The 26,024-nt window shown below is 55.5% G+C and carries 19 protein-coding genes and 1 pseudogene; 8 read left to right on the forward strand and 12 right to left on the reverse strand.

Annotation, left to right across the window (positions count from 1 at the left end; genetic code table 11):
• The first annotated feature begins 85 nt into the window (after window positions 1-85).
• Together GKAS_RS08530 and preA are read left to right on the forward strand one after the other, a co-directional pair.
• Window positions 86-1,319: pseudogene (locus GKAS_RS08530) on the forward strand (NAD(P)-dependent oxidoreductase).
• A gap of 2 nt (window positions 1,320-1,321) precedes the next feature.
• Window positions 1,322-2,557, forward strand: coding sequence for an NAD-dependent dihydropyrimidine dehydrogenase subunit PreA (gene preA, locus GKAS_RS08535; protein WP_035893442.1), 1,236 nt, complete (start codon window positions 1,322-1,324; stop codon window positions 2,555-2,557).
• Between the two features lie 76 nt (window positions 2,558-2,633).
• Here preA and mglC read toward each other — a convergent pair whose 3' ends face one another.
• From mglC to GKAS_RS08570, 7 genes are all read right to left on the reverse strand, one after another.
• Entirely contained in the window at window positions 2,634-3,644 is a 1,011-nt protein-coding gene (mglC, locus tag GKAS_RS08540; RefSeq protein WP_035893444.1) for a galactose/methyl galactoside ABC transporter permease MglC, read from the reverse strand.
• Between the two features lie 15 nt (window positions 3,645-3,659).
• Entirely contained in the window at window positions 3,660-5,180 is a 1,521-nt protein-coding gene (gene mglA / locus GKAS_RS08545) for a galactose/methyl galactoside ABC transporter ATP-binding protein MglA (protein WP_035893446.1), read from the reverse strand.
• Window positions 5,181-5,254: 74 nt separating this feature from the next.
• On the reverse strand, window positions 5,255-6,253 hold the full coding sequence (gene mglB / locus GKAS_RS08550; protein WP_035893447.1) for a galactose/glucose ABC transporter substrate-binding protein MglB: 999 nt from the start codon (window positions 6,251-6,253) through the stop codon (window positions 5,255-5,257).
• 291 nt (window positions 6,254-6,544) lie between these two features.
• Window positions 6,545-7,567 carry an HTH-type transcriptional regulator GalS gene (gene galS / locus GKAS_RS08555; RefSeq protein WP_035893449.1) on the reverse strand — a complete coding sequence of 341 codons (1,023 nt, stop codon included), beginning with the start codon at window positions 7,565-7,567 and terminating at the stop codon, window positions 6,545-6,547.
• A 156-nt stretch (window positions 7,568-7,723) separates the two neighbouring features.
• The gene (gene yeiB, locus GKAS_RS08560; RefSeq protein WP_035893450.1) at window positions 7,724-8,881 is read right to left on the reverse strand and encodes a DUF418 domain-containing protein YeiB; all 1,158 of its coding nucleotides are present in this window, start codon (window positions 8,879-8,881) and stop codon (window positions 7,724-7,726) included.
• 20 nt (window positions 8,882-8,901) lie between these two features.
• The gene (gene folE / locus GKAS_RS08565) at window positions 8,902-9,570 is read right to left on the reverse strand and encodes a GTP cyclohydrolase I FolE (protein WP_035893451.1); all 669 of its coding nucleotides are present in this window, start codon (window positions 9,568-9,570) and stop codon (window positions 8,902-8,904) included.
• Window positions 9,571-9,685: 115 nt separating this feature from the next.
• On the reverse strand, window positions 9,686-10,819 hold the full coding sequence (locus GKAS_RS08570) for a YbfB/YjiJ family MFS transporter (RefSeq protein WP_035893453.1): 1,134 nt from the start codon (window positions 10,817-10,819) through the stop codon (window positions 9,686-9,688).
• Between the two features lie 138 nt (window positions 10,820-10,957).
• On the opposite strand from GKAS_RS08570, the gene fghA reads away from it, so the two are divergent.
• Entirely contained in the window at window positions 10,958-11,791 is an 834-nt protein-coding gene (gene fghA / locus GKAS_RS08575; protein WP_035893454.1) for an S-formylglutathione hydrolase, read from the forward strand.
• Between the two features lie 91 nt (window positions 11,792-11,882).
• Here the strand turns inward: fghA and GKAS_RS08580 are convergent, their stop codons facing one another.
• Window positions 11,883-12,752, reverse strand: a complete 870-nt coding sequence (locus GKAS_RS08580; RefSeq protein ID WP_051910737.1) for an AraC family transcriptional regulator — start codon at window positions 12,750-12,752, stop codon at window positions 11,883-11,885.
• Window positions 12,753-12,939: 187 nt separating this feature from the next.
• On the opposite strand from GKAS_RS08580, the gene GKAS_RS08585 reads away from it, so the two are divergent.
• The 3 genes from GKAS_RS08585 to GKAS_RS08595 are packed head-to-tail and all read left to right on the forward strand — an operon-like array spanning window position 12,940 to window position 17,229.
• Window positions 12,940-14,721 (forward strand): DUF2264 domain-containing protein, encoded by a 1,782-nt coding sequence (locus GKAS_RS08585; RefSeq protein ID WP_035893455.1) that lies wholly within the window; start codon window positions 12,940-12,942, stop codon window positions 14,719-14,721.
• A 31-nt stretch (window positions 14,722-14,752) separates the two neighbouring features.
• Window positions 14,753-16,018 carry an oligosaccharide MFS transporter gene (locus GKAS_RS08590; protein WP_035893457.1) on the forward strand — a complete coding sequence of 422 codons (1,266 nt, stop codon included), beginning with the start codon at window positions 14,753-14,755 and terminating at the stop codon, window positions 16,016-16,018.
• Between the two features lie 20 nt (window positions 16,019-16,038).
• Window positions 16,039-17,229 carry a glycoside hydrolase family 88 protein gene (locus GKAS_RS08595; protein WP_035893489.1) on the forward strand — a complete coding sequence of 397 codons (1,191 nt, stop codon included), beginning with the start codon at window positions 16,039-16,041 and terminating at the stop codon, window positions 17,227-17,229.
• A gap of 130 nt (window positions 17,230-17,359) precedes the next feature.
• Here GKAS_RS08595 and cirA read toward each other — a convergent pair whose 3' ends face one another.
• The 3 genes from cirA to yieE all read right to left on the reverse strand — a co-directional run bounded on the left by cirA (window position 17,360) and on the right by yieE (window position 22,106).
• Window positions 17,360-19,327, reverse strand: a complete 1,968-nt coding sequence (cirA, locus tag GKAS_RS08600) for a catecholate siderophore receptor CirA (RefSeq protein ID WP_035893458.1) — start codon at window positions 19,325-19,327, stop codon at window positions 17,360-17,362.
• Between the two features lie 308 nt (window positions 19,328-19,635).
• Window positions 19,636-21,105, reverse strand: coding sequence for an amino acid permease (locus tag GKAS_RS08605; RefSeq protein WP_035893460.1), 1,470 nt, complete (start codon window positions 21,103-21,105; stop codon window positions 19,636-19,638).
• 134 nt (window positions 21,106-21,239) lie between these two features.
• Window positions 21,240-22,106 (reverse strand): DNA-binding transcriptional regulator YeiE, encoded by an 867-nt coding sequence (gene yieE / locus GKAS_RS08610; protein ID WP_035893462.1) that lies wholly within the window; start codon window positions 22,104-22,106, stop codon window positions 21,240-21,242.
• Between the two features lie 117 nt (window positions 22,107-22,223).
• On the opposite strand from yieE, the gene GKAS_RS08615 reads away from it, so the two are divergent.
• Together GKAS_RS08615 and nfo are read left to right on the forward strand one after the other, a co-directional pair.
• Window positions 22,224-23,276: a YeiH family protein gene (locus GKAS_RS08615; RefSeq protein ID WP_035893464.1), complete on the forward strand. Its 1,053-nt coding sequence runs from the start codon at window positions 22,224-22,226 to the stop codon at window positions 23,274-23,276.
• A 65-nt stretch (window positions 23,277-23,341) separates the two neighbouring features.
• On the forward strand, window positions 23,342-24,199 hold the full coding sequence (gene nfo, locus GKAS_RS08620) for a deoxyribonuclease IV (protein WP_035893465.1): 858 nt from the start codon (window positions 23,342-23,344) through the stop codon (window positions 24,197-24,199).
• 120 nt (window positions 24,200-24,319) lie between these two features.
• On the opposite strand, the gene fruA is transcribed toward nfo, so the two are convergent.
• Window positions 24,320-26,008, reverse strand: a complete 1,689-nt coding sequence (fruA, locus tag GKAS_RS08625; protein ID WP_035893467.1) for a PTS fructose transporter subunit IIBC — start codon at window positions 26,006-26,008, stop codon at window positions 24,320-24,322.
• Between the last annotated feature and the right edge of the window lie 16 nt (window positions 26,009-26,024).

A 26,024-nucleotide genomic window follows, 5' to 3' on the forward strand; every position in this document is an offset into this window, starting at 1 on the left:
AGACCCCTCTCCTTCATCCGCTTAGCCTGCCAGTAGTTGTTTCACTTTATTTGCCTTAATTAAACTAATCATTAAGGGAGCAATTATGTCGCAACATCAATACCAGGATGAGCTGATTTCCCGCCTTTACGCCGCTATTGGCAATCAAAGAGGCCTCCCGCTGTCTGCTGTGCCACGATGCGCCATGCAGCCAGTCTTGTCCGGCGGAGACCGACCCGGGCAAGTTCATTCGCTCAGTCTATTTCCGCAACCTTAAGGGCGCTGCCGAAACCATTCGGGAAAATAATGCGTTAGGGTCGGTGTGTGCACGGGTCTGCCCAACGGAAAAGCTGTGCCAGCAGGGCTGTTCGCGCTCAGGAATCGATACGCCGATTGATATTGGCCGCCTGCAGCGTTTTGTCACTGACTTTGAGCAGCAAACGGCGATGCAGATTTACCAACCGGGTCGTAAGGATAAAGGCAAAGTCGCCATCATTGGCGCGGGCCCTGCCGGATTACAGGCCAGCGTGACGCTCACCAATTTGGGTTATGACGTTACCCTGTTCGAAAAAGAAGCCCAGCCGGGCGGCTGGCTGCGGCACGGCATTCCGGAATTCCGCCTGCCGCAAAAGGTACTGGATGCTGAAATTGCGCGAATCAGCGAAATGGGCGTAACGATTCGCTGCGGCTGCGAAGTCGGCAAAAACCTGACGCTCGCCGAGCTAAAAGCCGACTACCGCGCCGTACTGCTGACCGTTGGGATGTCCAAAGGCTCAACGCTGCCGCTGTTTAACGACGCCAACCCGGTCGAAATTGCTGTCGATGTTCTCCAGCGAGCCCGCACTTCTGGCGGCAATATCACCGTACCGCAAAGCGCGCTGATTGTCGGCGGTGGCGACGTGGCGATGGACGTGGCCAGCACGTTGAAAATTCTCGGCTGCCCGTCCGTCACCTGCGTTGCGCGCGAAGAGCTGGCCGAATTCCCGGCAAGCGATAAAGAGTTCACCACCACCCAGGCGCTAGGCGTGTCAATTATCGATGGCTTTACACCTGTCGCCGTCACGGGTAACAACGTCACATTCCAGCACGTTCGCCTGCCCGGCGAGCTGACGCTGACGGCAGAGCGTATTTATCTCGCCGTGGGCCAACGCGCCGAGCTAGAGGCCTTTGCTGGTATTCAGGTACAACGCAACATCGTGGAAACGCACGACTACCAGACCAGCGACCCTCAGCTCTTCGCCGCGGGCGATATCGTCAAGGGAGACAAAACCGTCGTCTACGCCGTGAAGACCGGGAAAGAAGCCGCTCAGGCCATTCATCACTATTTAGAGGAGGCATGAACATGTTAACTAAAGATCTGTCGGTCACCTTCTGCGGCGTCAAATTCCCTAACCCGTTCTGTCTCTCGTCTTCACCGGTGGGCAACTGCTACGACATGTGCGCCAAGGCCTATGACAGCGGCTGGGGCGGTATCGTGTTTAAAACTATCGGCTTCTTTATTGCCAATGAAGTCTCGCCGCGCTTCGACCATTTGACCAAAGAAGACACCGGGTTTATCGGCTTTAAAAACATGGAGCAGATTGCCGAGCACCCGTTGGCGGAAAACCTGGCGGCAATCCGCCAGCTCAAGCAGGACTACCCTGATAAAGTGCTGATCGCCTCGATCATGGGCGAAAATGAACAGCAGTGGCAGGATCTGGCGAAACTTGTCGAAGAAGCCGGTGCCGACATGATTGAATGCAACTTCTCCTGCCCACAGATGACCTCCCACGCGATGGGCAGCGACGTCGGGCAAAGCCCGGAACTGGTAGAGAAATACTGCCGGGCGGTGAAGCGCGGCTCCTCTCTGCCAATGCTGGCCAAAATGACGCCGAACATCGGCGATATGTGCGAAGTGGCGCTGGCGGCTAAACGCGGCGGTGCTGACGGTATTGCCACCATCAACACCGTTAAATCCATTACCAATATCGACCTCAACCGTAAAATCGGCATGCCGGTAGTCAACGGCAAATCCAGCATCTCCGGGTATTCCGGCAAGGCCGTTAAGCCGATCGCCCTACGCTTCATTCAACAGTTGCGCACTCACCCCGAACTGAAGGATTTCCCTATCAGCGGGATCGGCGGGATTGAAACCTGGGAAGACGCCGCCGAGTTTTTGCTGCTGGGCGCGGCGACGCTGCAGGTCACGACCGGCATCATGCAGTACGGCTATCGTATCGTCGAAGATATGATAAGCGGCCTCTCCCACTATCTTAACGATCAGGGCTTCCATTCGCTTGATGAAATGATTGGCCTTGCCAACCACAACATCGTACCGGCCGAGGACCTTGACCGCAGCTACATCGTCTACCCGCATATTAATCAGGAAAAATGCGTCGGCTGCGGCCGCTGCTATATCTCCTGCTACGACGGCGGGCATCAGGCGATGGAGTGGAATGAGGAAACCCGCACGCCGCATTGTGATACTGAAAAATGCGTCGGCTGCCTGCTCTGCGGACACGTCTGCCCGGTGGCCTGCATTAGCCTTGGGGAGATAGCCTTTAAACCGGGTGAAAAAGCACACGCCGTCGCGCTTTAACCTCTTCAACCTGCGGCTACAAAATCAAAAGCCCGGCATTTTTCGCCGGGCTCTTCTTATGTTTCTCTTGCTACGCTTATTTCTTACGCGCGTACTTCAGGGAGTCCAGCGCCACAGCGAAGATAATGATCCCGCCCTTGATGATGTACTGCCAGTATGGGTTTACGCCGATATAGGTCAGGCCGTAGTTGATAACGGTGAAGATAATGACACCGGTCACCACGCCCAGCACGGTACCTACGCCGCCGCTGAATGACACCCCACCCACTACGCAGGCAGCAATGGCGTCCAGTTCGTACATAAAGCCGAGGTTGTTGGTTGCCGAGCCAATACGCCCTGCTTCCAGCATCCCGCCGAAGGCATAGAACACGCCGGACAGCGCATAAATCACCAGCAGGTTCAGCGCCACGTTAACGCCGGAGACTTTCGCCGCTTCCGGGTTGCCGCCGATAGCGAAGATGTTTTTACCAAAGCGGGTTTTGTTCCACAGGATCCAGACAAGACCAACGGCAATCAGCGCATAGAAGGTAATGTACGACAGGCGGAAGCTGCCCAGCGCGATAAACCCTTGCGTGAACGTCGAGAAGCCGCCATCGAAGCCGGAAATCGGCGACGCGCCCACGAAGTCGTAGTACAGGGAGTTGATGCCGTACACGATAATCATCGTACCCAGGGTCGTGATGAAAGGCGTCACGTTCAGGTAAGCAATGATGATCCCGTTAATCAGACCGATGACCGCGCCAATGGCGCAGACAATCAGGATAACCACGAAGATTGGCATGGTTGCCATCTCCGGGAACACCTTGTTGGCGTTCTCCATCGACTGCAACAGCGTCGCCGCAATCACCGCCGCCAGACCCACCTGACGACCTGCGGACAGGTCAGTACCCTGGGTAACGATCAGCCCGGCAACGCCGAGGGCGATAATAATACGTACGGAAGACTGGGTCAGGATGTTACTGAGGTTCAACAAACTTAAGAAAGTTGGGTCCTGGATAATAATAATGGCCAGCAGAACCAAAAGAACAACGTAAATACCGCCATCTTTCAGATAAGTGAGAAAGCTTTTTTTATTTAACGCACTCATGTCGAGCCCCTGAAATTAAAGGTGCAATGACGCAAGACGGAGAATTTCGTTTTGCGTTGCAGTTTTCGTTTCAACAATCCCGGCAACCAGGCCATTACTCATGACAAGGATGCGGTCAGTAATACCCAGTAGCTCTGGCATTTCTGAAGAAATAATAATGATCCCTTTATCTTTCTTCGCCAGCTCAGCGATTAATTGATAAATTTCAAATTTTGCACCTACGTCGATACCACGGGTCGGTTCATCCAGCATCAGTATTTCAGGCTGGGTTAACAGCCAGCGTCCAATAATGACCTTCTGCTGGTTACCACCGGATAACGAACCAATCTGTGTGTGGTGTCCAGGCGTCTTCACGCGCATAGAGTCGATAACCCATTGGGTGTCGCTCTTCATGCGAGAGTTATCCAGCAGACCCACTTTATTTTTATAGTTCTTGATATTCGAAATTAGTGAGTTAAATCCAATATCAAGGTAGGCGTAAATACCCGTCGAGCGACGCTCTTCGGTCACCAGCGCAAAGCCGTTATTGATCGCTTCGTTGGCGCTATGGTTATTAATTTTCTTGCCGTGCAGGGTAATGGTGCCGCCCGATTTTTCGCGCACACCAAACAGTGTTTCCACGATATCGGTACGCTTGGCGCCCACCAGCCCAGCGATGCCAAGGATTTCCCCTTTACGCAGCTGGAATGAAACGTCACGAATCGACGGCTGACGCAGGGACGTCAGATGCTGCACGTCGAGGATAACCTCGCCCGGTACGTTCTGGCGGTCCGGGAAACGCTGGTTCAGTGAACGACCGACCATCATGGCGATGATCTTGTCCATATCCAGCCCTTCCAGCGGCTGGGTGGCAATCCACTGACCATCGCGCAGAACGGTGATTTCATCACACAGTTGGAAAATTTCTTCCATCTTATGCGAGATATAGACGATGCCGCAGCCGCGGTCTTTCAGCTTACGGATAATGGTAAACAGGTGGTTTACCTCTTTTTCCGTCAGCGACGACGTAGGTTCATCCATAATCACGATTTTCGCGTTATAGGAGAAGGCCTTGGCGATTTCAATCATCTGCATCTGCGACACGGAGAGCGTACCGACGCGCGCGCGCGGGTCGATATCGATATCCAGCTCATCAAAGATGGCTTTGGTATCGCGATACATTTTGTCCTGGTCGACAAACATGCCTTTGGTTGGGTAACGACCTAACCACATGTTGTCCATAACCGAACGTTGTAATACCAGGTTAAGTTCCTGGTGAACCATCGAAATACCATTTTCCAGCGCTTCTTTAGCGGAATGGAAATCGATTTCTTTACCCTGGAATAGAATGCTGCCGGAATCTTTTTGATAGATCCCAAATAGGCATTTTAATAACGTTGATTTGCCCGCGCCGTTCTCACCCATTAATGCATGGATAGAGTGCGGACGAACTTTCAGGTTAACATTATCGAGTGCTTTTACGCCCGGAAATGACTTGTTGATCTGGCTCATTTCCAACAAGAATTCGCCAGACGGCTCTCTATTATTGTTGTCCATATATATACCTGGCTGCGATATTTCTGCGTCAGTATTTATAGGGCGCACAAATGCGCGCCCTATATATTTAAAGATTACTTACCGGTGAATTCGCTAAGGTTGTCTTTATCTACGCCAACGTAAGGTACGCGGACGATTTTATTCTCGATCTTCCAGTTGGTGCCATCAGCGGCGCCTTTACCGGCAGCGAGGTTTTTCGCCAGATCGAAGGTCGCTTTCGCCTGGTTGTTAGCATCGTTCAGCACGGTACCCGCCATTGCCCCAGATTTAACCAGCGCCAGCGCTTCCGGCAGCGCATCCACACCGAAGACAGGGATGGAAGATTTGTTGTGCGCTTTCAGCGCTTCTACCGCACCCATTGCCATCGCATCGTTGTTAGCGATAACCACTTCAATTTTGTTAGCGTTAGGGCCGGACAGCCATGCGTCCATCTTATCTTTAGCCTGAGCGGTATCCCACATGGCGGTATCCAGCTGCAGCTGCTGGGTTTTCAGGCCCTTGTCGTTCAGCTCTTTGATAACGTAGGTGGTACGCGCTTCAGCATCCGGGTGGCCCGGTTCGCCTTTCAGCAGCACGAACTGAATCTGGCCGTCTTTGTTCAGGTCCCAGTTCGGGTTTGCCGCCCAGTGTTTAGCAATCAGATCGCCCTGGATAATACCGGATTCTTTAGAATCGGTGCCCACGTAGTACGCTTTGTCATAGCTATCCAGCGCTTTACGAGAAGGTTCTTTGTTGAAGAAAACGATCGGTACGTTCTGGCCGCGCGCTTTTTCAATGACCGTGCCTGCCGCTGCAGGGTCAACCAGGTTGATAGCCAGCGCTTTCACGCCTTTTGCCAGCAGGACGTCAATCTGGTCGTTCTGCTTGGACTGGTCGTTCTGGGAGTCGTTCATCAGCAGCTGAACGTCCGGCGCGGCTTTCGCATCTTTCTCGATAGCTTTACGCACAACGGACATAAAGTTGTCGTCGTATTTATAGATAGTTACGCCAATACGGGTATCGGCAGCGTGCGCTGCTGCACCGAAAAACATGCTGGCCATCAGGGCAGACAGGGTTAACACCTTCTTATTCATGGTATCTCCGGTTTTATTATGCAGGGTAGTTCGGGTGAAAATAGTCGGCGGGCAGAGTTAATAAATTGTTACTGCACGACGAAATTCACTGATAAAAATTTGTTCTTCCGTGTTGAGCAACAATCCAGATGACGTTCTAAACTGTTTTTGCAGCTGATTTACGCTATAAAAAGTGATTAATCACCGTTACATCATGTTTCAGCCTGATAAACGCTGCCATCATAGCGATGCCGATGTTAACAATCTGTGAATTTACTCACAGATTGAAAACGGTTACATAACACTAACAAATTAGTTCGTGATGGGATGCACAGATTGCCGCTGCGCCACAGAATGGCGACGAACCAGCGTCGGCATAAAACAGTGAGTGGCCTCACTATCAAGCTTGCCCGCCGCTCCTAAAAGCGCCAGCTCCGTCGCCTGTTTTGCCATAGAAACAATCGGGTACCGGATGGTCGTCAACTGTGGATCGGTATAGCGAGCAATGGGAATATCGTCAAAGCCGATGACTGAAACCTGCTGCGGTACGGCAATACCGTTATCTTTAAGCGCACTCAGCGCGCCGGCCGCCATATTATCGTTATAGGCAAACACGGCGGTTAGCCCGGCATTGCGTCCGAGCAGTTCGACCATGGCCGCTTCCCCACCCTGCATATCCGGCGAGCCGGTGCCAACCCAGCTATCGGGAGCGACAATGCCCTGCTCCAGCAGCGCACGCGCCCACCCTTCCCGGCGCATATCATCATCTTCAATGCTGTGGCTGGACGCGAGATAGCCAATGCGCTGATGCCCATGATTGAGCAGCATCCGGGTTCCCATCAGCGCACCGCTGACGTTATCCAGGCAGACGCAGCGATGGGCATAGCCGGGAACGATACGGTTAATCAGTACCATGCCGGGCATGTGTGCCATAAACTCGCTGAGTTCCCGATCGCTTAAGGCTTTAGAATGGACGATAAGCGCACTACAGCGCTGACGAATCAGCACCTCAATGGCGTTGCGCTCTTTTTCTGCTTCGTGGTAGCTATTGCCAATAAGCACATATTTATGATGCTGCTGGGCGACGGTATCCACCGCTTTAACCAGCGCGCCAAAGAAGGCGTCGGAGACGTCCATCACCACGCAGCCAATGGTATCGCTGACCTGCGTTGCCAGCGCTTGCGCGTTCGCATTCGGACGATAACCCAATGCCGACACCGCTTTCATCACGGTATCGCGGGTATCCTGACTGACCAGAGCGCTGTTGTTCAGCACCCGTGAAACGGTGGCAACGGAAACGCCCGCCTGGCGGGCGACATCACGAATGGTGATCATACTCACCGCCCGATTTAATATTGCTGCAGTTCACGTTACACCCCCTATGTACAGCGAGAGCGCTATTCTGGCAGTGAGTCTGCGGCAACTACGTGAGAAAGGTCACAGCCTTGGAAACGGTTACATCCATTTTGTTAATGGTTGTGATCTGGATCGTTATCTAAATGTGTTGCGGAATGACACACCTGATGCTTTTGCCGTCAATTGACGCCACAGCCACTCAACGGGGCCCTGACGGAAATGACGCAGCCACAGCACAGAAAAGCCAAGGTTGACCAGCCATACGGGGACAACAAACGCCAGTAGCGTCAGACGGTCGTACTTCATAAATAGACCGAGGTGATAGAACAGCGTAGTGCAGATGAGCGTTTGCAGAAGGTAGTTAGTCAGCGCCATGCGCCCCACGCAGACCACCGCTGCCGCCAGCCGGGAACGGCTGATTTGCGGCCAGTAGGCGTAAGCCAGCGCGGCGTAACCAAGCGTTTGGATCGGCGCGCTAATTTCGCGCGGCGCTTGCAGCAAAAACGCGCACCAGCGATAGGCCCAGTCGAGATGCCACTGCGCGGCAATCGCCGGTAGGTTAATCAGCATGCCAAGAGAGATGCACAGCACCGCACAACGGCGGTAATGACGATGGCTGAACTGCCCTTTCAGCCAGCCGCAGCGCATCAATGCCGCCCCCATTAGCATCATGCCGGCAAGCTGCCAGCCGTACTGCGCACCCAGCGCCAGAAGGTTTGCCGAGAGCATATCGCTGCGGTTGCTGATGGCTTCAAATCCGCCGTTCAGCTTCCAGTAATGTTCGTAGAGCAGGTTTGAAGCATCCGGCACCCACGAGCGACTTTGTCCGTTATCCGCAATCAGCCCAAGCAACAGCAGTACCGCCACTCCAATGACGTACAGCATCGCGCCGGTATTGAATAAGGCTTTCACGTCGCGCGCGTCGCGAACCAGGCGCCAGCAAACCAGCCCCACCAACGCATAGGCGAGCAAAATATCGCCGTCCCAGAACAGCAGCCCGTGAATAAACCCGAGCAACGCCAGCAGCGTCAGGCGGCTTTGGATCCAGCGCGAGCCCCGCGGTAGCAGCAATTGCAGACCCGCACCAAACAGCAGCGCAAACAGCGTGAGGAATTTTACCTGCGCAAACAGGTCGAGGATGGCCCACGTCCAGGCATCACGAGAGGTAATCTCACCGTACCAGGCGGGGTTAAGATAAGCGGCCTTCGGCAAGCCGAAGGCGCTGATATTCAGCAGCAGGATACCCAGTATGGCTACGCCACGAATAAAATCCAGCGTGACGTTTCGTTCCATGCACCTGCTCCGTGAGTCGATTAGTTGTGGTGACGTACCGCGCGCAAGAACTCCTGGCGGGTATTCTGGCTGGACTTGAACAGCCCACCCAGAGAGGTTGTGGTGGTGGCACTGGTCGCATCGCGAATGCCGCGTGCTTTCACGCAGTAGTGCACCGCGTCAATAGACACTGCCACATTGTTAGTACCGAGCAGCGTTTGCAGCGCCGTCAGGATCTGCTGCGTCAGACGCTCCTGAACCTGCGGGCGCTGGGCGAAAAACTGCACGATACGGTTGATTTTAGACAGGCCGATCACCGAATCTTTCGGGATGTAAGCCACGGTCGCTTTACCGTCGATGGTCACAAAATGGTGTTCGCAGGTACTGGTTAAGGTGATATCGCGCACCGTGACCATCTCGTCGACCTTCATCTTATTTTCAATAACGGTAATTTTCGGGAAATTGGCGTAATCCAGACCGGAGAAAATTTCGTCGACATACATTTTGGCAATGCGATGCGGCGTTTCCATCAGGCTGTCATCACTCAGATCGAGGTTCAGCAGCTGCATGATCTCGGTCATATGCCCAGTAATCAGGCGCTTACGGGTTTCATTATCCATTTCGCGCTCCGATGGGCGCAGCGGGGTTTCCAGACCACGGGCGACCAGCGCTTCGTGTACCAGGACCGCTTCTTTACTCAGTGATGACATTTTTATTCTCCTGCAGGTGTGGCGCTTTGCTTTTATCGGTGCAAAGTTTGCACTCATTGTGCGTGAGGCGACGCACAGAATCCAGTATTCGTCGCGATAATTATTGCAATCGTTCTTATCTTTCAGGCTGAGGACGCCAGACCAGCGCGCCGCCAATCAGTAAGGCTACCGCGGCGATGCCCAGTGCAGGCTCCAGCCGCTGGGTGAGCCAGGTGGATATCGCCGAGGTCATCGGCCCCACCAGCTGCCCGACGGCGTAACCTGTGGTCAGCAGTCCGGCCATATATCGTGCATGTTTCGGTGCCAGTTCGCGGCCATAAAGCAGTGAAAGCTGAACCGCCGCTAAGAATCCACCACCGACCAACAGCGCACCACAAACCAGTCCGCTCATTCCCGGCAACAGCCAGGCCAGCAATACGCCTACCCCCTGCAACCACAGTACGACGGCCAGACGCTGATGGGCGTGACCGACTCGACGCATTGCGATACTCAGGCCAATCCCCACCATGCTCGCCAGCCCGAAAATCGGCCAGATAAACTGGGCAAACAGGCTCTCGGGAAAACGGTGGCTCGCCATCTGCGATAAAAAGGTGGCGGGCAAGATGTAACCGAAGCCAGCCAGGCTATAGCTCCACACCAGCCGTTTGAGATTGGTGGTTAAGCTCAGCGGCTCGGGTTTTTCACCGCTGCGGTGCAGCTCGCCGGGACGCGGCAGCCAGCGACCAATCAGCGCCACCAACAGCAGCGCCAGCACGCCATACAGCTGCCAGCCTGCCGCTGCGCTCAGCGACTGCGCATGAATAAACACGCCGAGCAGCCCGCTTAGCGCAATGCCCGCACCCGGCCCGGCAAATACCGCCGCGCTTAAGCCCGGCCTGGCGTAATGCGCCAGCCGTTCGTTAACCCACGCCGCCGTCAGCACCATTGCCCAGCCGCTCATGCAGCCAATCATAAAGCGCAGTGCGCCGTGCAGCCAGGCGTTATCCGCCAGCGCGGAGATAAAGGTCAGCGCAACGGCGCCCGCAATCCCGGCATAGAGACGCATTTCCACGCCGCGATGGGCGCGCATGGCGTCCCACGCGCCAACCAGATAACCCAGATAGTTCAGCGCGGCGACGAGACCCGCGCTGGTCAGCGTCAGCTCGCCTTCGCCGATCATCAGCGGCACCTGAGGGGTGAACGCGAAGCGCCCTATCCCCATTGTTGCCACCAGTACCAGAAAACCGCTTAGCGCAATACGTACCGGCATGAACGCCCCGGATGTAAATGTAAAGTTATCTTTATGATGCAACATGTCGATGTTATGCGGAAGTGAAAGTTACTCACCGCTGATGAATTATCTGTATGATGGACTGATATATTTTGACCAAAACCGCGAGGAGCGCGCATGGAAATGCTTGAAGAGCACCGCTGTTATGGCGGCTGGCAGCAGCGCTGGCAGCACCATTCTGCCACGCTAAATTGCACGATGACCTTTAGTCTGTTTTTGCCTCCGGAAGGGAAAAAAACGCCGCCGGTGCTGTACTGGCTGTCTGGCCTGACCTGTAACGACGAGAACTTCACCACCAAAGCCGGGGCGCAGCGCGTTGCCGCCGAGCTGGGCATTGTGCTGGTGATGCCGGACACCAGCCCGCGTGGCGAGGGTGTTGCCAATGATGCCGGATATGACCTCGGCCAGGGCGCAGGTTTTTACCTGAACGCTACCGAGTCCCCATGGGCCGCGCATTACCGCATGTATGATTATCTGTGCGACGAACTGCCAGCGCTGATTCAGGCGCAGTTTAACGTGAGCCCGCGAAGCGCGATTAGCGGCCACTCCATGGGCGGCCACGGCGCGCTGATGCTGGCGCTGAAAAACCCAGGCAAATATTGCAGCGCGTCCGCCTTTGCGCCGATCGTCAACCCAAGCCGGGTGCCGTGGGGGCAGAAAGCGTTTAATGCCTATCTGGGTGATGACGTTGCTCGCTGGAAAGAATGGGACAGCACCGAGCTGCTGCTGGCAAGCCAGGCAGAGCATGCAATCCCGATGTTGATCGATCAGGGTGACAACGATCAATTTCTCGCCGACCAGCTCCAGCCAGCGGTCTTTGCCGAAGCCGCGCGGCAGAAAGACTGGCCGCTGACCCTACGCATTCAGCCGGGTTACGACCACAGCTACTACTTTATTGCTTCGTTTATTGAAGATCACCTGCGCTTCCACGCCGAGCACCTCTGCAAGTAGGCCGGATAAGGCGCTCGCGCCGCCATCCGGCAATGCCTGCCTGATGGCGCTGCGCTTATCAGGCCTACAGATCATAACCCAATCACATTGCTTACCTTTCCGGCAACGTATACGGATACGCCTTGCGATACTGCAACGGCGTTTTCCCCATATTTTTGCGAAAACAGGTAATAAACCACGCGTACTCGGTAAAACCGACCCTTTCGGCAATCTCCCGCACCGAATGCTGTGAATGCAGCAACAGCTCGCAGGCCTGGCGAATGCGCCGCATCATTAAATACGCCTGAATCGTCCCGCCGGTTTCATCATGAAAACGCCGTGAGGTATGCCCGCGCGAGCAGCCCATCACGGTGGCAATCTCCTCTAATGAACAGCGTTCATGATAGTGGTTCTCCAGCCAGCGGATAATCGTCGACGAGAAAGTGTTATGCCCTACCGCCTGCTCCTGCTGCGGCAACAGGCTAATCAGCTGCATAATCAAAAACGCGCTGTCGCTGGTACTCCAGCTCTCTTCGTGCGTTAAGTTTTCAAAGCGCTGCAACAGCGTTTCAATCACCGGCTGTAGGTCACCAACGTCAAACACCCTCGCCTTTTCACCGCGCCCGCAGAGCTGACGCAGTAGCATCTGCTGACGGGGAAAATCCCGCAGCCAGGGTTCAATCAACGACGGGTTAAAGTGCAGCGTAGTACGGTGATAGAGGTTGCGATCGCTTTGCTCGACGTAAACCTTGTGAAGTTTGCCCGGTGGAAAAATAAATAGTCGCCCCGGCTTCACCGTATATTGCTGATGCTCCATCAGCGCGATGCCCACCCCCCGTGAAACGGAAAGGATCTCCGCGCACTGGTGCCAGTGGTAATAGTTGGCGGGTAGATTCTGCATCCGATTGAAATAGATAGATTTATCGTTGAGATGAATCTGTTCGAGATAGGTGGTGTCTTCCGTTGGTTGTGAATGTGCCACAGTGCCAGCCCCGCATGTTAATAAACTTAAACTTTCATCATCGGAATAAAACTTTTGCGCCAAATTACGCCATAAAATTATTTTTAATTACCCTTCATGCTTAAAAGTAAGAGCACAATCACATTTGCCAACCGCGTCAAATTCCTATTATTCGTCCGCCATCAACAAACTGAAACGGGATTTCATCATGCGGACAAAACAAGAATATGGTGCATTAGTCGAGGGTTGGATAGCGGCGGCGGTTCCCCGTTTATCGGCGGACTGCACGCGACTTCATGCGGGCGATACCGCCGCGCAATACCCGGACGACGTCGCCGGAATGGAAGGTTTTGTTCGTCTGATGTGGGGCCTATTTCCGCTGGTGAGCGGCGGTACCGTACCAGCGTGGCACGATGCGTTTGTCACCGGAGTGCGCAATGGCAGCAACTCACAGCACGCAGGCTACTGGGGTGATGTCGGCGACAACGACCAACGCTGCGTAGAAATGGCGGCCTTTGGTCTCGGCCTCGCGCTGCCCAACGGTAAGCTGTGGTCGTCGCTCTCAGCCGAAGAGCAGAATAATCTCACCCACTGGCTCAGCCAGAGCGCAGACGTCGCGGTGCCGGACAACAACTGGCACTTCTTCCCGGTGCTCATTCAGCTTGGGCTGAAGTGCGTCGGACGCCCCTACGACATGGCGGTCATCAACCGTCATCTCGATGCCATTGAGCCCTTCTGGCTCGGCAACGGCTGGTATAGCGACGGCGCGGGCAAGCCACGCGACTATTATATCTCCAGCGCCTTCCATTTTTATGGCCTGATCTACAGCCACTTTATGCAGGACGTCGACCCGGAGCGCTGCCTGCGCTATCGCCAGCGCGCCCAGCAGTTCGCTAAAGATTACGCCTACTATTTTGCCGCTAACGGCGAGGGTATTCCGTTTGGCCGCAGCCTGACCTACCGCTTTGTGCAGGTTGCGTTCTGGAGCGCGGTTGCCTTTACCGAACTGGAGGTATTTACCCCGGGCGTGGTGAAGGGGCTGATTTTACGCCACCTTGAAAGCTGGCTCGATAAACCGTTTATCGGCGCAGATGGCCTGTTCACCATCGGCTACAGCTACCCAAACCTGATTATGGCCGAGGACTACAACAGCCCCGGTTCCCCCTACTGGGCGCTGAAGGCGATGCTGATTCTGGCGCTGCCGGAAGAGAGCGCCTTCTGGCAGGCCGCATGTGAACCGCTGCCAACGTTGGACGCGATTCACCCGATTCCCGAGGCAGGGCAAATCATCGTCCATAGCGATGAGCAGCGCCACGCATGGATGCTGATGTCCGGTCAGTTCGACAAAAATAACTTCGTTAACTTCGAGCAGAAGTACTGCAAATTTGCCTATTCCAGCCAGTTTGGTTTTACCCTGGAGCGTGGGCGCTACGGCCTGAGCCACGCGGCGGTGGATTCCATGCTGCTGTTCAGCAACGGTGATGAATACTATCGCGGCCGCCGCGAGTGTGACGGCTCTGAGGTGACGGATAGCTGGGTTCGTAGCGAATGGCGTCCGTGGGACGACGTGACCGTCACCACCTGGCTGGTTGCGCTGCCACAAGGCCACGTGCGCGTCCACCGCATACACACGCCGCGAGCGCTGGACTGCGTTGAGGGCGGATTTGCGGCTAATCGCCACCAGCAAACGCACCAGACCATCACCGAAAACGGTGTCACCCTTGAAACCGCGCACCACTATAGCCGGATGGTGAGCCTGACCGACGATCGTCAGCCGTTCACCGTCACCACGCCGCCGAACAGCAATTTGCTGTACGCCGCGCCGGCCACGATTCCCTGCCTTCGCACTCAGCTTAGCGCTGGCTCCTACTGGCTCGCCTGCTACGTCAGCGCCAACCCGGGCGCGGTGCGTGAACTGCCGGCACCATTACATTTTGATGTTACGACACAGCAGTTAACCGTGAACGACCTGACGCTCACCATAAGATAACCCTGACCTCTGGATAACGGCGGAGACCGCAATGACCACGATGATTCAGTCGACACGTTCGGCGTATATAAAACTCAGTCTCTTTGTTTTTCTGTTTACCTTTACCTGGGCGGCAAGCTTCGGCCTGTACGCTATCTGGCTTGGCGATAAAGCGGGGCTCGATGCCGTGGATATCGGCACCGTCTTCGCGGTGAACGGCGTATTCGCGGTGGTGATTAAGCCGGTGTACGGCTACATCATGGACAAAATCGGCATGAAGAAGCACCTGCTCTATTTTGTGTGCATTGTCTCGGCGTTGATGGCACCGTTCTATATCTGGATCTACCTGCCGCTGCTGCAAACGCATTTCATCACCGGCATGATTGTCGGCGCGCTGTTCTTTAGCCTCGGCTGGTACGCGGGCGTGGCGGCTGAAGAGTCCTACGTCGACCGCTTCAGCCGCCTGTATAATATGGAGTTTGGCCGTATCCGCATGTGGGCGGCGCTCGGCTGGGCGACTGCCTCCTCTTTCTCCGGCTTCCTCTATAACATTTCGCCAAAAATCAACTTCGCCATCAGCAGCGTGTCGGCGCTGTGCATGTTCGCCGTGCTGCTGACGCTCAAGGTGGACCATTTCGGCAAAGAAGAAAATAACGTTTTATCGAAAGAGAAAATCGTCATTACCGACGTGCTGAACCTGCTGAAAAACCGCAAGTTCTGGATGTTTTCGCTCTACATCGCGGGCGTGGCCTGGATGATGTTTATCGCTGAGCAGCAGTTCTCCCGCTACTTCGTCACCTTCTTCTCAACCAAAGAGGAAGGCAACGCGATGTTCGGCTATATGAGCACCGCGCAGTCCGCCGCAGAATTCTTCGGCATGATGCTGGTTCCGGCGATTATCAACCGCATCGGTGCCAAGCAGGGCATGCTGCTTACCGGTCTGGTTATCAGCCTGCGCCTGATTATCTCCGGCATGACCAACGATCCGCTGATTATCTGCCTTGTAAAACCGCTGTACGGTATTGAGATTGCCCTGATTCTGGTGTCGGTCTTCAAATACATTGCCGAGCATTTCGACAAACGCGTCAACGCCACCATGTACCTGCTGGGCTACCAGGCGATGATCTACGTCGGTTCTATCGTCGTCGCACCGCCGGCGGGTTATGCCTATCAAACTATCGGCTTTGAGCACACCTATCTCATCATGGGCATTATCGCCCTGGTGTTCACCGGCGTCTCCGCCCTCACCTTATCAACCTGCTACAGCCACAAAAAGCGCGCTGTAGAACAGGAAATCAAGCAGCAAGCGCTTAATTAAAACGGGAATATGCCAGCATGATGTCTGAACAGATCAGAAAAGAACCCCTTGCCTCATACACTCTGAAACCGGGAGAACGTGAAGAGATTGACCGTAAAATTCGCGGGGCGATGCCTGCGCTGCTGAAGGCTATTGATGACAATGCCGACTATTTCGGCTCGCGCTTCCCGGATGCGGCCTGTAAAAACGGGGTCTATCCAATTATTGATAACGTCGAATGGACCACCAGCTTCTGGACCGGGCAGCTGTGGCTGGCCTATGAGTGGACGGGGCTTGAGCGCTACCGCACGCTGGCGGAGCAGCATATTCACTCCTTCGGCCAGCGGATTATTAACCGCGACCACACTAACCATCACGATCTGGGCTTCCTTTATAGCCTCTCCTGCGTGGCGGGCGAGCGTCTGACCGGCAACCGCGAGGCGGGCTACATCGCCCTGCTTGCCGCCGAAGCGCTGATGGAGCGCTACAACGAGAAGGCCGGGATCATCCAGGCGTGGGGTGAGTTAAATAATCCTGAGCAACAGGGCCGCATGATAATCGACTGCAACATGAACCTGCCGCTGCTGTATGAAGCCAGCGCGGCTAGCGGAGACCCGCGCTACGCCGAGGCGGCAAAGCAGCACATTGAGCGGGCGCGTCGCCATATCGTGCGTGCAGACGGCTCGACCTTCCATACCTGGTATATGGATGTAGAAACCGGCGAGCCGCGCTTTGGTAACACCCACCAGGGCTTTTCCGACGATTCATGCTGGGCGCGCGGCCAGGCGTGGGGCGTGTACGGCTTCCTGCTGAACTACCTGCACACCGGCGATGAACGCCTGCTGACGCTGAGCCAGACGCTGGCGAATTACTATCTGAACCGGTTGCCGGAGGATCTTGTCTGTTATTGGGATCTGGCGCTGACCGATCCTACCAGCGAGCGCGACAGTTCGGCGGCGGCAATCGTCGCCTGCGCCCTGCTGGAGCTGGTTAAGCATCTGCCTGTTACTCATCCGGATCGTGAGAGCTATGAAACGCTGGCGCTGCGGATGATTGGCAATATGATCGACGGTTACGTTAACCGCGAGCATACTCCGGGCCAGGGTCTGCTTAAGCATTCGGTCTATTACTTTAAAGGTGGGGTTGGCGTGGACGAGTGTTGTAGCTGGGGGGATTACTTCCTGATGGAAGCGATGGTGCGAGCGACGAGGAACTGGCAGAGCTACTGGTAATAAAAGGCCCGATAACGTTGCGCTTATCGGGCCTTTTATTATGGTGCAATTCCCGGGGTCGCTTTGCTCGCCCGGGCTACCGTAGTCAGTAGCCCGGCCAAGCGTAAGCGCCGCCGGGGTTAGCACAGACTTAGAAGCGGTAATCCACCGCCATAAAGTAGCGGCGACCATCTTCGTTATAGCTGTAGTCATCACGATTCAGGTCTTTATCCCCGACGTTGAGCACGCCCGCGCGCAGCTTGACGTCTTTGGTCGCCTGCCATGAGCCGCCGATATCCCAGGTGGTATAGCCACCCGGTGTTTTCGCCGTAGCCGACGTGGCACGCTGCTTACCGGTATAGCTTCCCGCCAGATAGAACGTCCAGTCCTGAATCGGGCTCCAGTCTACACGCCCATTACCGGTATGGAACGGCAGCTCCTGCAGCGGCTTGTCACCGCCGTTGCTCAGGTCTCGCCCGTCGTTATAGGTGTAATTCAACGTCACCTTCCAGTCGTCGCCAAACGGTACTTTCAGCTCGGACTCCACGCCGCGAATACGCGCTTTGTTAACGTTGTAGTAGGCAAACACCGGCACACCGTTATCGAAACCAACAAAGTTCGGATAGCCCGGCGCAGCATTCTTATCACGCGTACGACTGATGTTAATCATGTCGTCGATGTCATTCTGGAAGGTGGTGACGTTGGCCTGCACGCCTTCCAGCCAGCCCTCTTCGCCCTGGTAGTAAAGACCCACTTCGAAACTCTCACTGGTTTCCGGCTTCAGATCCGGGCTACCAACGATACGGCAGCCGCCACGGCAGGAATTGGTGGCCCAGTCAGGACTCAGCTGCAGCAGAGAAGGCGCTTTAAACGCCGTCGCCCATCCCCCTTTTACCGTCACGGTATCGGTCGCGTTATAGACCAGATACGCACGCGGGCTCCAGTGATCGCCATAGGTCTGGTGATCGTCCATACGGATACCGGTGGTCAGCGCCAGCGGCTCGAAGATGCGCCATTCATCTTCGAGGAACAGCGCATATTGGCTGGCTGACGTTTCGCTGCTGGTACCGCGCGTCAGGTTAACTGGGTCGCTCAGCTTATCGTGGCGCCATTCACCACCGAAGGTCACCAGTTGGTTAATCACCCCCAGCGGCAACACGTATTTCCCGTCGATGGTGTTGCTTTCCGAGGTGATTTCACTGGCGTTGCCAGGGTTCTTATTGACGACCTTCTCGCCGTAGTACTTAAGCTCGCTGTTGCCCAGTTCCCATCGACCATTGTGACTTAACGAGTAGTTCTGGCGTTCAACGCGGTTACGATCGAGCGAGTCAGAGTCGCGGTCCTGGCGATCGAAACCGTAGCCCGCGGTAATATCGTTGCTCTCGTTTGGCGTCCAGGCAAATTCAACGTTGGCATCGCGGCTGGTGAAGCCTTCAATACGCGGGCTCTCACCGGTGGTGCTGGTTGTAGAAGTCTGTTGAGCGTCTTTCTCGCGTTTTGCCAGACTACCGAAAGCCTTCATGCCGAGCACGCCATCCACCAGCGGGCCTGCGGTATAGAACTGGCCGTTCCAGGTGTCACCGCGGTCGCGATGTTCCTGAATGGTGGTATCTGCGGTGACGGTTCCCGTCCATTTAGCGCCAATCTTTTTGGTGATGATATTGACCACGCCGCCCAACGCATCGGAACCATACAGCGAGGACATAGGCCCACGCACCACTTCGATACGCTCGATGGCGTCTACCGGGATCCAGTTGAGGTCGAAATCATTGTGGCGGAAGACGACGTTACGCGAGTTGACGCGCTTACCGTCGATAAGAATCAGGGTATAGCTGCTATCCAGACCGCGAATACTCACGCCCTGGCGGTTATCCCCTTCGTTGGTGAGCTGAACGCCCGGAACTTCTTTCAGCACATCTTTCAGGTTCTGCACCGGTTTGCGCTGCAAATCTTCCTGAGTGATCACGCTGATACTGGCGGGCGCATCCTTCACGCTTTGCTCGGTGGCAGCCGCCGTTACGACCATCACGTCTTTATCATCGGCAGCGCAAACCGGCAGCGCCAGGGACATTACGGACGCACAAAGCCCGCCCCGAACCAAGGGGTTTAACCTAAACATTCCATATCTCCATGAGGTGAATACTGAATTAAAACAAAGAGGTCTTACTCACAAATGCTGCTGCAATGCCGTTGACCGACGGCCTGTTGTTTTATGCAGATGTGGCTGGTCCCTCCAGGTTTTATCCATCAGGAGTGGAAATGGCTTCATCCTTTTATATGAGGCGTGATAATAAACGCAATGATAACGATTATCAATTAAGGTTATTTAAAGTTATGTCAAGAAGTAACTATTTGCGTCTATTCCATCGGTGGCGAGCATAAAAAACCTCTCCGAAGAGAGGCTTTCATCGTATACCGAACGGCTGATTATTTCTTAAAGCGTTCCGGGAAGTGCATTTCGCTATAGCGTACGAAGTGCGTACCGCGGGTCAGCTTATAGCCGAACCAGATAACCAGGAACAGCGGAATACCGATATAGGTTGCCGCTACGCCGCCCCAGTCGATGGTATCGGCCAGGAATGCTTCGTAGTTCTGGCCCAGAGTAATAATCAGGCACAGCACGAAGGCGAAGATTGGCCCCAGCGGGAAGAACCCGGAACGGTACGGCAGGTTGTTCAGGTCATGACCCTGCATCACGTAGCCGCGACGGAAGCGATAATGGCTAATCGCAATCCCCAGCCAGGCGATAAAGCCGGTCATCCCGGAGGTGTTCAGCAGCCACAGGTAGACGGTCTGGTTGCCAAACATCGAGGTCAGGAAGCACAGGCCCGCAATGACGGTTGTTGCATACAGCGCGTTACGCGGTACGCCGCCACGAGACAGCTTCGAGAAGATGCGCGGCGCTTTGCCGTCACAGGCCAGGGTGTAGAGCATACGGGTAGAAGCGTACATCCCGGAGTTACCCGCCGACAGCACCGCCGTCAGGATAACCGCGTTCATAATCGCCGCCGCAGAGAGCAGACCCGCGTGTTCGAACACCAGCGTGAACGGGCTGACGGAGATATCTTTCACGTCGTTACGCAGCAGGCTTGGGTCGGTGTAAGGAATGATCAGGCTGATAATCAGGATCGCGAACACATAGAACAGCAGGATACGCCAGAACACCTGACGCACCGCGCGCGGAATGTTCTTCTCAGGATCTTCAGATTCGCCCGCCGCAATACCGATAAGCTCGGTACCCTGGAAGGAGAAGCCGACGATCATCGCCACGCCAATCATTGCCGATAACCCACCGGCAAACGGCGCGTCGCCGGTTGTCCAGTTGCTCCAGCCGACAGGCTGCGCACCTTTGAAGATGCCGAGGATCATCATGATGCCGACGATGATAAAGATGATAACGGTCGCCACTTTGATGAGCGAGAACCAGTATTCCGCTTCGCCAAAGCCTTTCACCGAGATGTAGTTCAGCAGGAAGATAACGCACAGGAACAGCGCGCTCCAGATCCAGCCTGGAGTATCCGGGAACCACCAGCTCATCACCAGCTGCGCGGCCACCAGGTCAACGGCGATCGTTACCGCCCAGTTGTACCAGTAGTTCCAGCCCAGCGCGAAGCCGAAGCCCTCTTCCACATAGTTCTGGCCATAGGTGGCAAAAGAACCGGATACCGGCATATAGGCTGCCAGCTCGCCAAGACTGGTCATCAGGAAGTACACCATCAGGCCAATCAGAATATAGGAAAACAGCGCGCCGCCCGGGCCCGCCTGAGAAATGGTTGCGCCGGACGCAACAAACAGGCCTGTACCAATGGAACCGCCAATGGCGATCATCGTCAGGTGACGCGCCTTGAGTTCGCGACGTAACGCGGGCGCTTGTGTGGTTTTTGTTTCGGAACCCATGTGAAAATGCTATCCATCCAAAAAATGAGGCGCGATTGTAGCAGACGAAGCCCGCAGATCACGGTAGAAATGCGCTGTTATAAGAGACCTTCATGATTGGCCTCTTATTATAAGTAAAGCAGCCGATGGCGATTTTAGATATCGCAGTAGTGCAAAAAGCGCTTAAGGGCATTGGAAAGATGTTTTTGCCGATGATGGATGCGCCATAGCGTGCGGCTGAGCGTCGGCAGCGGGATTGCCACTTCCACCAACGTTCCGGCTTCCAGCTGTTCAGCAATCACCCGCCGCGACAGACAGCTAATGCCCAGGTCGTGACGCACCGCGTGTTTGATGGCTTCCGAGTTACCCAACTCCATGCCCATCTGGAACTGCGGCAGGTGCGAAAGCAGCAGGTAATCGACAATTTCTCGGGTGCCCGATCCTTTCTCACGCAGGATCCACGGTGCCATCGCCAGCTTTTCGAGCGTCACCTCACCCAGCAGCCAGGCGCTGTTCGGCGCGGAGAACACCACCAGCTCATCGTCGAGCCACGGCTCGGCAATAATATCCGCAGAGTGGCATGGGCCTTCAATCAGGCCGATATCGACGCGAAAGTCCGCCACCGCGTTAATCACATCCTGGCTGTTGCCCACGCTCAGTTCCAGCGGCAGCGTAGGAAAATCCTTGCGGTATCGGGCGATGATGCCCGGCAGAATATAGTTGCCGATGGTGCTACTGGCGTAGACGCGAATCGCACCGTTATCTTCACGAAACAGCTGCTCTATTTCCCCAGCCTGTTCCAGCAGCGCCAGCGCACGCGGGTACAGCAGGCGGCCGTGCTCGTTAACCACCAGCCGTTTGCCGACGCGGTCGAAAAGCTGTACGCCCAGCTGCCCTTCAAGATCGGTCAACGCCGCGCTGACCGCCGACTGCGACAGCGCCAGCATCTGAGATGCCTGGGTCGTTGAGCCACTTTTCAGTACCTCTGCAAAAACTTCTAACTGCCGCAGCGTGATGTGCATAGTGTTTCAGCCGCTCGGGCCGCCCTTACCAGTTATTACGATTAATTATAAATATATAATCAATTTTATCTTTAAACCAGCGAGGCGTAACCTTTTAGCCAGACAAAGGAGAAGGCTATGACACAGGTCACCTTAGAAACGCATCATCATCGCGGTATCAAACATTTTATCCCTGGGCTCGCCCTTAGCGCCGTGATTACCGGTGCCGCAGTCTGGATCGGCAATATCCCGACCGTAGCAGGCGTAGGCATGAGCGCGCTGACGCTAGCCATCCTGTTCGGGATGGTGATTGGTAACACGATTTACCCAAAACTCTGGCAGTCCTGCGACGGCGGCGTGCTGTTCGCCAAGCAGCATTTGCTGCGTCTGGGCATTATTCTTTACGGCTTCCGTCTGACCTTCGCCCAGATTGCCGACGTGGGGGCGAGCGGTATTATCATCGACGCCCTGACGCTGTGCAGTACCTTTATGATGGCCTGCTGGCTCGGGCAGAAGGTCTTTGGTCTTGATAAACACACCAGTTGGCTGATTGGTGCCGGTAGCAGCATCTGCGGTGCGGCTGCGGTACTGGCGACCGAGCCGGTCGTGAAAGCCGAGGCGAGTAAAGTGACCGTCGCGGTGGCAACCGTGGTTATCTTCGGTACGTTGGCTATCTTCATCTACCCGGCCATGTACCCCCTTCTGGCGCACTGGTTTACACCTGAAACCTACGGTATCTATATCGGCTCGACCATGCACGAAGTGGCGCAGGTTGTGGCAGCGGGCCATGCGGTAACGCCAGAAACGGAAAACGCGGCGGTAATTGCCAAAATGCTGCGCGTCATGATGCTGGCTCCGTTCCTGCTGTTTATGGCCGCTCGTGTTAAACAATTGGCTCCGGCAGGTGCAACAGAGAAAAGCAAAATCACGATCCCATGGTTTGCCATCCTGTTCATCGTGGTTACCATCTTCAACTCGTTCCACCTGCTGCCAAACAGTGTGGTGCAAATGCTGATTACGCTGGACACCATCCTGCTGGCGATGGCAATGGCGGCGCTGGGCGTGACCACACACGTTAGCGCACTGAAAAAAGCCGGTGCGAAACCGCTGATGATGGCGCTGGTGCTGTTCATCTGGCTGATTGTCGGCGGCGGTGCGATTAACTTCGCTATCCACTACCTGATGGCATAATCGACAACGACTCAGCGCTTTTAACCCGCTATACTCCCCCTTTTGAGTATGGCGGGTTTAACTATATGAAATACATCGGAGCGCACGTCAGCGCCGCGGGCGGCCTGGCAAACGCCGCAATTCGGGCAGCGGAAATCGAAGCGACCGCCTTCGCCCTGTTCACCAAAAATCAGCGTCAGTGGCGCGCCGCACCGCTGACCACCGAGATTATCGACGACTTCAAAGCCGCCTGTGACAAGTATCACTACACTCCGGCACAAATTCTTCCTCACGACAGCTACCTGATTAACCTCGGTCATCCGGTGGAAGAAGCGCTGGAGAAATCCCGAGAAGCCTTTATCGACGAGCTGACGCGCTGTCAGCAGTTGGGGCTGACGTTACTGAACTTCCACCCGGGCAGCCATCTGCTGCAAATCGACGAAGACAAGTGTCTGGCGCGTATTGCCGAGTCCATCAACATTGCGCTGGCGCAGACTGAGGGCGTGACGGCGGTTATTGAGAATACCGCCGGTCAGGGCAGCAACCTCGGCTTTAAGTTCGAACATCTGGCAGCCATCATTGATGGCGTCGAAGATAAGTCACGCGTTGGCGTGTGCATCGATACCTGTCACGCTTTCGCCGCGGGCTATGACCTGCGCACCACCGAAGCCTGTGCTGACACCTTCGCTGAATTCGAACGCATTGTCGGCTTTAAGTATCTGCGCGGCATGCACCTGAACGACGCCAAAAGCGAGTTCGGTAGCCGCGTTGACCGTCACCACAGCCTGGGCGAAGGCAACATTGGGCACGATGCGTTCCGCTTTATCATGCAGGACAACCGTTTTGATGGCATCCCGCTGGTGCTGGAAACCATTAATCCGGATATCTGGGCAGAAGAGATTGCCTGGCTGAAGGCGCAGCAGACCGAGAGCGCTACCGTCTGATTGCCCGGTGGCGCTGCGCTTACCGGGCCTACAGGTTCGGGCAAGAATGATAAAGCGCAGCCGCTATCAGGCATAAAAAAAGGGCCGAATCATCGGCCCTTTTTTACGTTTGTACCAGGATTACGCTTTCGCGGCAACCACACCTTCCGGGCGTTTCAGCACCGCATAGGAGAGACCCGCCACCAGCGTACCCACCACAATCGCAATCAGGTAACCCAGCACTGGAGTGATAGCGCCAGGAATCAGCAGCACGAACAGACCACCGTGCGGTGCCATCAGTTTTGCGCCAACTGCCATCGAGATAGCACCGGTAACTGCGCCGCCAACGATACAGCAAGGAAGAACGCGCATCGGGTCACGAGCCGCAAACGGAATCGCCCCTTCAGAGATAAAGCACAGGCCCAGAACCAGCGCCGCTTTGCCCCCTTCACGTTGACCCTGATCGAATTTCTTACGCGCAACCAACGTTGCAATACCCATCGCCAGCGGCGGCACCATACCGGCTGCCATAATGGCGGCCATCGGTGCGTAAGTCTGGGTACTCAGCAGACCAACGCCGAACGCGTATGCTGCTTTGTTGACCGGACCACCCATATCGGTACACATCATCGCACCAAGGATAGCGCCCAGCAGGACCGCGTTCGCGGTGCCCATGGTTTGCAGCCAGTGGGTCAGCCAGGTCAGCAGCGCGGCAACCGGGGTACCAATGAGATAAATCATTGCCAGGCCGACAATCAGGCTGGATACCAGCGGGATTATCAGAATAGGCTTCAGCGCTTCCATGCTTGGTGGCAGCTTCAGCTTGGTGCTAATAAGTTTTGCCACGTAACCGGCAAGGAAGCCCGCGATGATACCGCCGATAAAGCCGGAACCGCCGCTCACTGCCAGCATACCGCCGATAAGACCAGGGGTCAGACCCGGACGGTCAGCAATGGAGAAGGCAATAAAGCCTGCCAGCACCGGCACCATCAGCGCAAAGGCTGAACCACCGCCAATCTGCATCAGCGCCGCAGCCAGCGTACCTTTGACTTCAAACGCTTTAATACCGAAGGCAAATGACAGCGCGATACACAGACCGCCCGCCACAACCATTGGCAGCATGTAAGAAACACCGGTCAGCAGGTGACGATACGCCCCGCCGCCGCTCTCTTTCTTCCCAGCATCCGCCGGAGATTTCGTCTGGCCAGAAGGCTGATACGGCTTCGCTTCAACCATCGCTTTATCCAGTTCCTGCGCGGTTTTCTTCAGCGCAAGACCGGTGGTGGTGCGATACATTGGCTTACCGGCGAATTTCGCCAGATCCACTTCAATGTCCGCCGCTACGATAACCAGGTCAGCCGCTTCGACTTCTTCTGGGGTAATCGCGTTACCGGCACCCACGGAGCCGCGGGTTTCAACCTTCACCCACAGACCGCGTTTTTTGGCTTCGGTCTCAATGGCTTCAGCCGCCATGAAAGTATGCGCCACGCCGGTTGGGCAAGCGGTGACCGCTACGATACGTTTTACCGCACCTTTCGCAGTTGGTTCCGCCTGCGCCGGGGCCTCGTAAGGCAGGGCGTGTGATTTGGCTTCGCTCAGGAACAGCTCCGGATGGGAAACTGCACGGTTGACGTCGCCAAGGTAAACCTGTTTGCCCGCCAGCGCGTTATCGGCAGGCAAAGCGGATCCCAGCACGATGGCCAGTTCAGCATCGTTCGGGTTATCAATGAATTCCAGGCGCGCTTTCTGCGCCGCCGCACCCAGCAGGGTCTTCGCCATATAAGCACGAGCCTGTCCAAGTTTGGCATCGATAATCAGCAGCGTTTTCATACGCCTCTCCCCTGCT

This window comes from Kluyvera ascorbata ATCC 33433 (genome assembly GCF_000735365.1).
GTDB lineage: Bacteria > Pseudomonadota > Gammaproteobacteria > Enterobacterales > Enterobacteriaceae > Kluyvera > Kluyvera ascorbata.